The sequence below is a fragment of the Mycobacterium sp. NPDC049093 genome, from assembly GCF_040704635.1.
Classification (GTDB): Bacteria; Actinomycetota; Actinomycetes; order Mycobacteriales; family Mycobacteriaceae; genus Mycobacterium.
Genome location: NZ_JBEZJS010000001.1, coordinates 554,079 through 565,722, shown reverse-complemented (window position 1 = coordinate 565,722; position 11,644 = coordinate 554,079). Strand labels below are relative to the sequence as shown.

The 11,644-nt window shown below is 66.3% G+C and carries 13 protein-coding genes; 6 read left to right on the top strand and 7 right to left on the bottom strand.

What is annotated here, in order from left to right; genetic code table 11:
• Positions 1–60: 60 nt before the first annotated feature.
• The gene (gene prrA, locus AB0876_RS02645) at positions 61–780 is read left to right on the top strand and encodes a two-component system response regulator PrrA (RefSeq protein WP_082449097.1); all 720 of its coding nucleotides are present in this window, start codon (positions 61–63) and stop codon (positions 778–780) included.
• Between the two features lie 4 nt (positions 781–784).
• Positions 785–2,125, top strand: a complete 1,341-nt coding sequence (locus tag AB0876_RS02640; RefSeq protein WP_064958987.1) for a sensor histidine kinase — start codon at positions 785–787, stop codon at positions 2,123–2,125.
• A gap of 63 nt (positions 2,126–2,188) precedes the next feature.
• Here the strand turns inward: AB0876_RS02640 and arfC are convergent, their stop codons facing one another.
• The 4 genes from arfC to AB0876_RS02620 all read right to left on the bottom strand — a co-directional run bounded on the left by arfC (position 2,189) and on the right by AB0876_RS02620 (position 4,513).
• Entirely contained in the window at positions 2,189–2,815 is a 627-nt protein-coding gene (gene arfC / locus AB0876_RS02635) for a channel accessory protein ArfC, sunset domain variant (protein ID WP_491837451.1), read from the bottom strand.
• The gene (gene arfB, locus AB0876_RS02630) at positions 2,812–2,967 is read right to left on the bottom strand and encodes a channel accessory protein ArfB (protein WP_029110268.1); all 156 of its coding nucleotides are present in this window, start codon (positions 2,965–2,967) and stop codon (positions 2,812–2,814) included. The genes arfC and arfB overlap by 4 nt, the downstream gene beginning before the upstream one ends.
• Positions 2,968–2,978: 11 nt before the next feature.
• Positions 2,979–4,034 (bottom strand): channel-forming protein ArfA/OmpATb, encoded by a 1,056-nt coding sequence (gene arfA, locus AB0876_RS02625; RefSeq protein WP_491837450.1) that lies wholly within the window; start codon positions 4,032–4,034, stop codon positions 2,979–2,981.
• 116 nt (positions 4,035–4,150) lie between these two features.
• Positions 4,151–4,513: an FKBP-type peptidyl-prolyl cis-trans isomerase gene (locus AB0876_RS02620; RefSeq protein WP_055117450.1), complete on the bottom strand. Its 363-nt coding sequence runs from the start codon at positions 4,511–4,513 to the stop codon at positions 4,151–4,153.
• Positions 4,514–4,544: 31 nt separating this feature from the next.
• On the opposite strand from AB0876_RS02620, the gene AB0876_RS02615 reads away from it, so the two are divergent.
• Positions 4,545–4,793 (top strand): DUF2630 family protein, encoded by a 249-nt coding sequence (locus AB0876_RS02615; RefSeq protein WP_064936130.1) that lies wholly within the window; start codon positions 4,545–4,547, stop codon positions 4,791–4,793.
• A gap of 15 nt (positions 4,794–4,808) precedes the next feature.
• The gene (locus AB0876_RS02610; protein ID WP_526041121.1) at positions 4,809–6,365 is read left to right on the top strand and encodes a phytoene desaturase family protein; all 1,557 of its coding nucleotides are present in this window, start codon (positions 4,809–4,811) and stop codon (positions 6,363–6,365) included.
• Positions 6,366–6,381: 16 nt separating this feature from the next.
• On the opposite strand, the gene AB0876_RS02605 is transcribed toward AB0876_RS02610, so the two are convergent.
• The gene (locus AB0876_RS02605) at positions 6,382–6,810 is read right to left on the bottom strand and encodes a MarR family winged helix-turn-helix transcriptional regulator (protein WP_491837448.1); all 429 of its coding nucleotides are present in this window, start codon (positions 6,808–6,810) and stop codon (positions 6,382–6,384) included.
• Positions 6,800–8,254 (bottom strand): MFS transporter, encoded by a 1,455-nt coding sequence (locus AB0876_RS02600; protein ID WP_526041120.1) that lies wholly within the window; start codon positions 8,252–8,254, stop codon positions 6,800–6,802. The genes AB0876_RS02605 and AB0876_RS02600 overlap by 11 nt, the downstream gene beginning before the upstream one ends.
• Positions 8,255–8,393: 139 nt before the next feature.
• Here AB0876_RS02600 and AB0876_RS02595 point away from each other — a divergent pair, with 139 nt between their 5' ends.
• Positions 8,394–8,858: a YbaK/EbsC family protein gene (locus tag AB0876_RS02595; RefSeq protein WP_491837446.1), complete on the top strand. Its 465-nt coding sequence runs from the start codon at positions 8,394–8,396 to the stop codon at positions 8,856–8,858.
• Positions 8,859–8,911: 53 nt separating this feature from the next.
• Here the strand turns inward: AB0876_RS02595 and AB0876_RS02590 are convergent, their stop codons facing one another.
• Entirely contained in the window at positions 8,912–10,216 is a 1,305-nt protein-coding gene (locus tag AB0876_RS02590; RefSeq protein ID WP_491837445.1) for a citrate synthase, read from the bottom strand.
• A 287-nt stretch (positions 10,217–10,503) separates the two neighbouring features.
• Here AB0876_RS02590 and AB0876_RS02585 point away from each other — a divergent pair, with 287 nt between their 5' ends.
• Complete coding sequence (locus tag AB0876_RS02585; protein WP_491837444.1) at positions 10,504–11,619, top strand: hypothetical protein; 1,116 nt, start codon at positions 10,504–10,506, stop codon at positions 11,617–11,619.
• Positions 11,620–11,644: the final 25 nt, after the last annotated feature.

The following is an 11,644-nucleotide window of genomic DNA, read 5'->3' as shown; positions in this document are numbered from 1 at the left end:
AAAAACATCCCGGGGACTTCCCTGGGAGCCTGCGCGATCGGTCGTACTTCATCGGGCAAGATGGCGGGCATGGATAGCGCTACCGGTGGCACAGCTTCGCCCCGGGTCCTCGTCGTAGACGACGACCCCGACGTGCTCGCCTCGCTGGAACGCGGGCTGCGGCTGTCCGGGTTCACCGTATCGACGGCCGTGGACGGGGCCGAGGCGCTGCGCAGCGCCACCGAGACCCGACCCGACGCGATCGTGCTCGACATCAACATGCCCGTGCTCGACGGCGTGAGCGTGGTGACCGCACTGCGCGCGATGGACAACGACGTGCCCGTCTGTGTCCTGTCGGCCCGCAGCAGCGTCGACGACCGCGTCGCCGGCCTCGAAGCCGGCGCCGACGACTACCTGGTCAAACCGTTCGTGCTGCAAGAACTGGTCGCCCGGGTCAAGGCCCTGCTGCGCCGGCGCGGCGCCTCGGCCACCTTCTCGTCCGAGACCATCCAGGTCGGCCCGCTCGAGGTCGACATCCCGGGCCGGCGCGCCCGGGTCAACGGTGTGGACGTGGACCTGACCAAACGCGAGTTCGACCTGCTGGCCGTCCTGGCCGAGCACAAGACCGCGGTGCTGTCGCGGGCCCAGTTGCTGGAACTGGTCTGGGGCTACGACTTCGCGGCCGACACCAACGTCGTCGACGTGTTCATCGGCTACCTACGCCGCAAACTCGAAGCCGGGGGCGCGCCCCGGCTGCTGCACACCGTCCGCGGCGTCGGATTCGTGCTCAGGACGCAATAGCGACATGAGACCGCTGACCCGGATCTTCCGCCGCACCCCCTCGCTGCGGACCCGGGTCGCGTTCGCCACCGCCATCGGCGCGGCCATCGTCGTCGTCATCGTCGGAACCATCGTCTGGGTCGGCATCACCAACGACCGCAAGGAACGGCTGGACCGGCGTCTCGACGAGGCCGCCGGCTTCGCCATCCCGTTCCTGCCCCGCGGCCTCGGCGAGATCCCCCGCTCCCCCAGCGATCAGGACGCGGTCATCACCGTGCGCCAGGCCGGAAACGTCTCGTCGAACTCGAACGTGGTCCTGCCCGAGCTGCCCGACGGCTACGCCGACACCTACATCGACGGCGTGCGCTGGCGGGTCCGCACCGTGCAGATCCCCGCCCCCGGCCCCATGTGGGTGGCCGTCGGCGCGACCTACGACGCCACCATCGCCGACACCAACAACCTGCACCGCCGGGTGCTCATCATCTGTGTGTTCGCCGTCGGCGCCGCCACCGTGCTGGGCTGGGTGCTGGCCGCATTCGCGGTCCGACCGCTCAAACGGCTGGCCGAACAGACCCGCGAGATCGAGGCGAGCGACGAGGCCCCCGACGTCGAGGTCCGCGGCGCCAGCGAGGCCGTCGAGATCGCCGACGCCGTCAACGGCATGCTGCAACGCATCTGGAAGGAGCAAGACCGCACCAAGGCCGCGCTGACCTCGGCCCGCGACTTCGCCTCGGTGTCCGCCCACGAGCTGCGCACCCCGCTCACCGCGATGCGCACCAACCTGGAGGTCCTGTCGACCCTCGACCTGGCCGACGACCAGCGCAAGGAAGTGGTCAGCGACGTCATCCGCACCCAGTCACGGATCGAGGCCACCCTCGGCGCCCTGGAGCGGCTCGCGCAGGGCGAGCTGACCACCACCGACGATCACGTCACCGTCGATATCACCGAACTGCTCGACCGCGCCGCCCACGACGCCATGCGGGTCTATCCCGACCTCGAGGTGTCGCTGGCACCGTCGCCCACCGTCATCATCATCGGGCTGCCGACCGGGCTGCGGCTGGCCGTGGACAACGCGATCGCCAACGCCGTCAAGCACGGTGGCGCCACCCGGGTGCAGCTGTCGGCGGTGAGCTCACGGGAGGGCGTGGAGATCGCGGTCGACGACGACGGCGTCGGGGTGCCCGAGGAGGAACGCGAAATGGTGTTCGACCGTTTCTCCCGAGGGTCGACGGCATCGCGGTTGGGTTCCGGTCTCGGACTGGCGCTGGTGGCTCAACAGGCCGAATTACACGGCGGCACCGCCACTCTGGAATCGAGCCCACTGGGCGGGGCACGACTGTTGTTACGCCTGCCCGGCCCGCACTAGAAGGGGTTCCCAGACGCAGAATCGCCCGCCTCCGGTCGTGGAGGCGGGCGATCTGCGTTCGTGTTACTTCTTCTCGCGCTGGGACTTACCGCTGTCCCACCGGTTGAAGCCGGCCTTCTCGGCAGATTCCACGTCGGCGAACCAGATCTCGGCGATGGTCACCGAGTAGGACGGGCTCTCCGGCGAGTGATAGAGCATCGAATCCTCGTTGCCCTTGATCAGGTAGCCCGTGGGCGTTCCTGCACCCGAAACCCGGACCGAACCCGCGCCGTACGGCGTCGCCTCGACGACCTTGACGTCATCACCGGCCGCCGCGTCCTCATCGGCCTCGTGAGCGCCGCCACCGGAGGCGAACTTGGCCGCACCTGCCGCACCGGCTGCCGCCGCACCCGCCGCCGCGGCACCGGCGCTGGTGACCCTGGGCAGCTTCGTGGTGGGCTCGTCTCCCGAACCGACCTTGGGCAGCTTGGTCGTCGCGTCATCGGCGACAGCCGTTGCACCAGCGGCAGTTCCACCGGTTGCCGCAGCCTTGGCAGCGGTACCGCCACCGGTGGCCCCGGCTTCGGGACGCCGGCCCAGGGCGCCGTACACCGGCACCTCCCGCTTCACCCGACGCAGGGTCAGTGCCAGCGTCAATACCAGCCCGAGCACGAAGGCCAGGGCCATCAACCACCAGTTCACATCGCTCATCGTCGTGCTCCAATCTCACGCGAGCCGGGCAGTTCGGCGAACGCCTCTTCCTCACTGGTGGGCTTGACGGTCACCACTGAGATCAGCCAGGCCACCAGCGACCCCACCACGAATGCGAGCAGATACCACAACCACTGGATTACGAAGTCCATGTCGAATCTCCCTAATTGACCGTGATCTCGACACGGCGGTTCTGCGCCTTGCCTTCGGGGGTGTCATTACTGGCGATCGGATTCGCCGAACCCGCGCCGGACGACGTCACGTGATCGGCCGCCAGACCCTGCGAAACCAGATAATCGGCAACAGCTTTGGCGCGGTTGCCGCTCAGCGGGATGTTGATCGCGTCATTGCCCGAGCTGTCGGTGTAGCCGGTGACAGCCACCTTCGCGCCTTCGCACGACTTGAGCTTGTCGGCCACCTGCGACAACAACTGCTGCGACGACGAGGCCACGACGAACCCGTCGGTGCTGAAGTTGATCGGGGTACGCAGCAGTGCACTCACATCGCCCTGCAGGACCGCGCAGGGTCCGGGCGTACCACCCTGAGTTCCCGGTGCACCCGGAGCTGCAGGCGCCGGAGGTGCTGGGGCGGCCGGCGCTGCGGCGACCTGAATGTTGTTGACGAGCTTGATGTTCGGCCATGCCGCCTTGGCGGCCGCCTCCACCGCGTCGCGCACCTGCGCCGACGGCGCGGTACCGGTCAGCGTCAACGTGTCACCGTCGACACTGAAATTGAAATCCGGAATGCCCTCGGCGGCGGCGTCGAACACCTTGCCCAGCGCCGCGACATCGGGGGTACTCACACCCGGACGCAGATTCAGGTTGTCGATCAGATTGACGTCCGCACCGAACTTTCCGCGCAGCCAGTCCATCAGCGAGGCCTTGGCATTCGCATCGGGCAGATCACCGGTGAGGGTGAAATCGTTGCCGTTACGGGCGATCGACAACGGTGCGAACGAAAGGTTGGGCAAATTGACGTTGGGCGCGTTCACGTCCGGGGCATTGACGTCCGGGGCCGTCATTGTCGCCGTGGGATTGACATCGGGAAGACTGAGATCGGAGTTCTTGTGTGAGCGATCGAGCCCACCCCATCCGATCAGCCCCAGCAACAATGGAACTGCCGCCAGCGCCAGCAACCAACCCAATCCGGGTGGTCGCCGATATAACTTGGAGGCTGTTTGCCAGCCTGTGATTGTCCGAGATTCGTCCGAACCCGACATTTGGGCACTCCTGAAGTCGACGAACAGTTATCGATAACAACGAAACAGGTTGACGTTAGCAGCAAATGGAATTTGATGGTTAGGTTCGGCTAATACTGACCGAACCCACCGCGACGTCAGCGAGTGGCGAGCAGATCGATGACGAAGATCAGCGTCTTCCCCGAAAGCCGATGCCCTGATCCCGCCGGACCGTAGGCCTGGGCCGGCGGAATGACTAGCTGGCGACGACCGCCCACCCGCATCCCGGGAATTCCGTCCTGCCAGCCCTGAATTAGGCCCCGCAACGGAAACTCAATGGATTCGCCACGATTCCATGAGCTGTCGAACTCCTCACCGGAGTCGTATTCGACGCCCACATAGTGCACCTCGACAGTGCCACCGGGCACTGCCTCGGCGCCGTCGCCGACCACCAGATCCTTGATCACCAATTCGGTAGGGGCAGGTCCGTCCGGAAACTCGATCTCAGGTTTTGTACTCACCCGATCAACGGTAGTCGGGCAGACTGGTCGTGTGGCCAAAGATCAGGACATCCTCGCCGAAGTTCACCGGCTCGTTGCCGAAGAGCAGGAGCTCCGGTCGAAACTGCAGCGCCGGGAAATAGACGAATCCGAAGAGCAACAACGACTGAGATCGCTGGAAGTCGCCCTCGACCAGTGTTGGGACCTGCTGCGGCAGCGCCGCGCGCTCCGCGAGACCGGACAGGACCCCGGACTGGCCCACCCCCGTGGGGCCGACGAGGTCGAAGGTTACAAGGGCTGACCGGACGGGTATGACGTGACAGAAGGCACGTTGGACGCCGTCATCGTGGGCGGCGGGCACAACGGCTTGGTGGCTGCTGCCTACCTGGCTCGCGCCGGACGCCGGGTACAGGTACTCGAACGCAGCGACCATGTGGGCGGGGCGGCGGTTTCGGCGCATGCCTTCGACGGCGTGGATGCGCGGCTGTCGCGGTACTCGTATCTGGTCAGCCTGCTGCCGCAGCGGATCATCACCGACCTGGGCGCCCGGATCCGGCTGTCACGGCGCCGATATTCCTCCTACACACCGGATCCGGTCACGGGCGGTGATACCGGCCTGCTGATCGGCCCGCAGTCGACGTTCGACGCGATCGGTGCAGGCGACGACGCGGCCGGGTTCGGCGAGTTCTACCGTCGCTGCCGGCTGGTGACCGAGCGAATCTGGCCGACGCTGCTGCAGCCGCTGCGCACCCGGTCGCAGATGCGCGGGGATGTGCTCAGCGCACCGGACACCGAAACCGCCGCCGCCTGGGAATCGCTGATCGAACAGCCCATCGGCGAGGCGATCAGCACCGCGGTATCGCATGATCTGGTGCGTGGAGTAATGGCCACCGACGCCCTGATCGGCACCTTCGCCGGCATCGACGATCCGTCGCTGATGCAGAACGTGTGCTTCCTCTACCACCTGATCGGCGGCGGCACCGGCGACTGGGATGTACCGGTCGGCGGGATGGGCGCGGTCACCGGGGCCCTGGCCGCCGCCGCGGCCGGACACGGTGCCGAAATCATCACCGGTGCAGACGTTTACGCGGTCACCCTGGATGGCGAGGTGTGCTACCGGCAGGGTGGATCAGCGCGACGCGTGCACGCCGAGCGGGTGCTGGCCAATGTCACTCCGACAGTGCTGGCCGAGCTGCTCGGCGAGCCGGTACCGGAAACCGCCCCGGGCGCGCAGGTGAAGGTCAACCTGATGCTGCGCCGGCTCCCCCGGCTCCGTGACGAACACGTCACGCCCGAGCAGGCATTCGGCGGTACGTTCCACATCAACGAGACCTTCAGCCAACTGGCCGGGGCCTATGCAACCGCCGCCACCGGACGCGTTCCCGACCCCCTGCCGTGCGAGATCTACTGCCATTCCCTGACCGATCCCAGCATCCTGTCCGAGGACCTGCGGGCCTCCGGTGCACACACGCTGACGGTCTTCGGCCTGCACACCCCGCACTCACTGACACTGAAAGATCCCGACCGGGCGCGGGATCGACTGACCTCGGCGGTGCTCAACTCGCTCAATTCGGTTCTGGCCGAACCGATCCAGGACGTCCTGATGGAGGACGCAGCCGGCCGGCTGTGCATCGAGGCCAAGACGACCGCCGACCTGGAACAGGCCCTGGGAATGACCGCGGGCAACATCTTCCACGGAGCGCTGCGCTGGCCTTTCGCCGAGGACGAGGCCCCGTTGGAGACGCCGGCGCAACGCTGGGGTGTGGACACGGGTCACGAGCGGATTCTGTTGTGCGGTTCGGGATCGGTGCGCGGCGGTGCAGTCTCGGGGATCGGCGGGCACAACGCCGCGATGGCAGTCCTCGAAGGCTGACGCACGCCAGTCGCGGCTACGACCCGCTGATCTTGCGCAGAATTGCCCGCACGGCTTCGAGGTCGTCGGCATCGAGCGCGGCCAGCGCGTCCGGCGCCGGGTCCTCGACGCGGTCGATGCGCGCCAGCAGCGCCCGCCCGGCCTCGGTCAACGAGACCAGCTTGGATCGCCGGTTGGCGGGGTCGATCTCACGCACGACGAGGCCGCGCTCCTCAAGATCGTTGACCGCGACCGTGGCAGCCGGGGCGTCGACGGTGGCGGCGTAGGCCAGCTGCTTGACGGTCAACGGTTGGCGCGCCAGCCGCTTCAGGACCCGCACGCGGCTGAACGGCAGGCCGGTCTGTTCGATCACCGCCCGCCTCCAGCGGTCGCGGTGATCGAACACCAACGCGGTCAGACCCCGCCACACCTCGTCGGCCAACTCTGCCTGCCGATCACCGGACATGACTCACCTCCGGGGCGTGGTGCTGACCGATCAGGGGCGCCAGCTTCTGCGCCGACCGCAGCGCCCACGGAGTGGTGGAGACGACGCCGAGGGCGAAGATCACCAATCCGAGTGCGGCACAGACGAACCACAGCGGGCGGGCAGCCGCAGCGAAATCCACCCCCGTTTCCGCCAGCGCCGCGCCGGCCACCGAACCACACAGCGCCACACCGACACTCACACCGACCTGACGGCTGGTGGAGGCCACCGCCGAGGCTGCACCGGCACGGTCCAACGGCATCCCGCTGACCGCTGTGGTGGTGATCGGCGCGTTGACCATCGAGAAGCCGATGCCGAACACCGCGAACATGACCAGCAGCTGCCATACCGGGGTGTCACCGGTCAGCCGGGTCAACAGGAGGGTCGCCAGGGTGATCGTGGCTCCGGCCACCAGCAGCGAGGGCCGGCTGCCGTACCGGCCGACCAGACGACCCGACAGCGGCGAGAAGATCAGCGCGCCGATGGCGACCGGCAGATAGATCAGGCCGGTGTGCATCGCGGAGTAGCCCCGGTCCGTCTGCAGGTACAGCGACATCATGAACAGGAACGCACCGTAGGCCGCGAACGCACAGACCGCGATCAGTGTGGCCGAGGCGAACGGCACGCTGCGGAAGAACCGCAGATCGATGAACGGGTCCCGGCGGCGCGACTCGTAGCGCAGGAACGCCACCAGCGCCAGTAACGCGATCGCCGCGACGGCCAGCGTGCGTGGGTCGGTCCAGCCGAACCCGGGCCCCTCGATGAGCACGAAGACGACGCCGAACAGGAACGCCACCCCGAGAGCCTGGCCGACCGGGTCGAGGTCCCGCATAGTCGCCGACTTCGACTCCGGCACGAAGATCGCGGTGAGCAGGACGGCCAGCGCGCAGATCGGCAGGTTGATCCAAAAGACCGCGCGCCAGTCGACGTACTGGATCAGCGCACCGCCCACGATCGGGCCGAGTGCCATCGAGATGCCGACCACCCCGCCCCAGACGCCGATGGCCCGAGCGCGCTCGACCCGGCCGGTGAACACCTGGGTGATGATCGACATCGCCACCGGGTTGAGCATCGAACCGCCGATGGCCTGCAGGAAGCGGGCCGCGATGAGGGTTTCGATGTTGGGCGCGAGGCTGCACAACAGCGAGGCCACCGCGAAGATCGTCAGGCCCAGTTGGAATGTCCGCCTGCGGCCGAACCGGTCTCCGGTGGCGCCCGACAGCAACAGCAGTGAGGCCAGCACCAGCGTGTAGACGTCGACGATCCACTGCAGCTGCGACGGCGAAGCGCCCAGATCGTCGCGGATGCTCGGGAGCGCGACGTTGACGATGGTGGCGTCCATCGACACGATCAGCAGGCTCAGGCAGCACGAGACGAGGATGATCGCCTTGCGCCGCGCGGTGAGCGATGCGACGGTTGTATTCACACAACCATTGTGAAACTACAACTATCTGTCAGGCAAATCGAAATCGCTCCACCGCGTCACAGCCGCCGATCCCACACTCGGAGATCCACCAGGCGAACGTCACGCTGACGATGATGAACGGCGTTGTACGGTACGAGAAATGAACGAACGGAACTCCCGCGTCGCCGACGCTGTGGCCGCCGCCGGAATCGAACCGGCCATCAGAATCCTCGACGCCGACGCCAAGACCGCCGCTGCTGCAGCCGAACAGCTGGGATGCGAAGTCGGGGCGATCGCCAACAGCCTGGTCTTCGAATGCGACGGCGAGCCGCTGCTGGTGATGGCCAGTGGTTCCGCCCGCGTCGACACCGACGTCGTCGCAAATCATCTCGGCGCCAACGACATCCACAAGGCCGACCCGAAGCTCGTCCGCAACGCAACCGGACAGGTCATCGGCGGGGTCGCGCCCGTCGGGCACCCCGAACCGCTGCGCACCGTCGTCGACCAGACACTGGAGTCCTACCCGGTCATCTGGACCGCGGCAGGCACCGCCGATTCGGTGATGCCGCTGACCTACGCACAACTACTGGCTCTCACCGGCGGCGTCGCGCTCGCGGTGCGCTGATCCGACATGGCAAAAGCCCGGGAGCAACGCCCCCGGGCTTTCGCCAGTTGATGTCAGCGCTTGTTGATGTCCAGGTAATTGCGCTCGGTGTAGCCGGTGTAGATCTGGCGCGGACGGCCGATCTTGTTGGGCTCCGAGTGCATCTCACGCCAGTGCGCGATCCAGCCCGGCAGCCGGCCCAGCGCGAACAGCACCGTGAACATGCGGGTCGGGAAACCCATCGCCCGGTAGATCACGCCGGTGTAGTAGTCGACGTTCGGGTAGAGCTTGCGCTCGATGAAGAAGTCATCGGTCAACGCGATCTCTTCGAGCTGCTTGGCGATGTCGAGCAGCTCATCGTCGCCGCCGAGCTTGCCCAGGATCTTGTCGGCCTGCTCCTTGACGATGCGGGCCCGCGGATCGTAGTTCTTGTAGACCCGGTGACCGAAGCCCATCAGCTTCACACCGTCTTCGCGGTTCTTGACCTTCTTGACGAAGGTCTGCACATCGTCGTCGCCGGTGCGGATCTTCTCCAGCATCTCCAGCACGGCCTGGTTGGCGCCACCGTGCAGCGGGCCCCACAGCGCGTTGATGCCACCGGAGATCGACGTGAACAGGTTGGCCTGCGACGAGCCCACCAGGCGCACCGTCGAGGTCGAACAGTTCTGCTCGTGATCGGCGTGCAGGATCAACAGCATGTCCAGCGCCCGCACGATCTCGGGATCGACCTCATACGGCTCGGCCGGGAAGCCGAACGTCATCCGCAGGAAGTTCTCCACCAGGGTCAACGAGTTGTCCGGGTACAGGAACGGCTGCCCCTCGGACTTCTTGTAGGCATAGGCGGCGATGGTCGGCAACTTCGCCAGCAAGCGGATCGTCGACAGCTCGACCTGCTTCTTGTCCAGCGGATCCAGCGAATCCTGGTAGTAGGCGCTCAGCGCGTTCACCGCACTGGACAGCACCGGCATCGGATGCGCGTTGCGCGGGAAACCGTCGAAGAACCGCTTCAGATCCTCGTGCAGCAGGGTGTGCCGCTGAATCTGGGTGGTGAACGACTCCAGCTGCTCGGCCGTCGGCAACTCACCGTAGATCAGCAGGTAGCTGACCTCGATGAACGTGGAGTTCTCGGCCAACTGCTCGATCGGGATACCCCGGTAGCGCAGGATTCCGGCATCACCATCGATGTAGGTGATCGCAGATTTGGTCGAAGCGGTGTTGACGAAGCCACCATCGAACGTGGTGTAGCCGGTCTTGGACAGCAACGGACCAAGCGCGATGCCGTCACTGCCCTCGGTGGCATGGACAATGTCCAGGTCAATCTCGCCACCGGGGTACTTGAGGGTGGCAAGCTCCTGCCCCCTCGACGGGTTTTCGGCCACGGGAATCCCTTCATCCTCGTTAGGAAGTCGTTGGGAACCAACTAACTGCTCTACAAAAGGTAGTCGCAATCGATCGGCGCTGCCCGCGGGGGGTTACCAACGGGTCACCACCAACTGCCCCGCGCCTCGTCACGGGCCTGGCCCGGACCGCCCCGATTTTCCTGAGATCCCAGCTCAGCGACCGTTCCAGATTGGCGCACCGACGCCCGTGGCCGCCCACTTATACTGCTCACGGCAACCCCGTGCGCGATACCGACGTGGTGCCGCACACAGGCAAGGAGGGGGCCGTGGCCGATTGGTCCGGGGGCCAGTTCGGCGTCGGCGGGCAGTCGCCCACGCCAGGTTGGCCGACGACGAATCCCAGTTTTTCGTCCGCTCCGCCGCCCCATTTCCCCGACTACCCGCTGGCGACACCGCCACCGGTCTTCGGTGCACCGCCAGGGGCTCCCCCGCCCAAACGCCGCAAAGGCATGGTCATCGGACTGGTGGTAGCTGCGGTGGTGACGGTGCTCGCGGTACTGGCGGCGCTGACCGTCGTGATCACCCGGTCGGATTCGGGCGGCAGCGGCGCAGGTGGCGAAAGCGCGCAAGCCGCGGTGGTGGCATACCTGGAAGCACTGGCCCGCGGTGATGCGGCCACCGCCCTGTCGTACAGCAAGTCCCAGCCGGTATCCGCAGACCTGCTGACCGACGAGATCCTCGGTCGCCAGATCGCGAAGTGGCCGATCACCGACATCCGCGTCCTCGACACCACCGACAACAGCGTCGTATCCCAGGTGCATGTCACGGCAAAGTTCGGCAACGAGGTCTCCGAGACCAGGCTGCTGGTGGAGAAACACGGCGGCTGGAAGCTCACGAACGCTTTCATCAAGATCGACAAGACCCAGATCGGGCAGAAGGACGCCGAGACCCTCACGGTGTTCGGCCAACCCGTCGACCAACCCCGCTACGTGTTTCCCGGCTTTGTCGACGTCGGCAGCAGCAGCCCGTACCTCAGCGTCACCTCGAAACCGATGCTGCTGCAGGAATTGGCCGCCGGAGTGTCAATCATGTCGATGAGTTTCAAGCTCAGCGACGCCGGCGAGCAGGCGATCCGCGCCGCGATACCGGACTCGTTCTCACCGTGCACCAGTTCCAACCTGATCAGGCCGCCGGGCTGTCCCGTCCGGATCACGGCGACGAACTACGTTGACGGCACAGCCACCTGGGGCCCGATCGAAGGCGCCGACACGTTCAAGATAATTCCGCTGACCAGTGCGATGACGGCCTCGCTGATCGGCACGCTCACCGCGACCATCACCCTTCAGAACATCAACGGAGCCATGGTGCCGAACACCGTAACGGTTCCGACATCCGGGACCGCGGACCTGTCGACAAGCCCACCCAAGCTGACCTGGAACTAAAGACCTGAACGAGCGCGGAGGACAT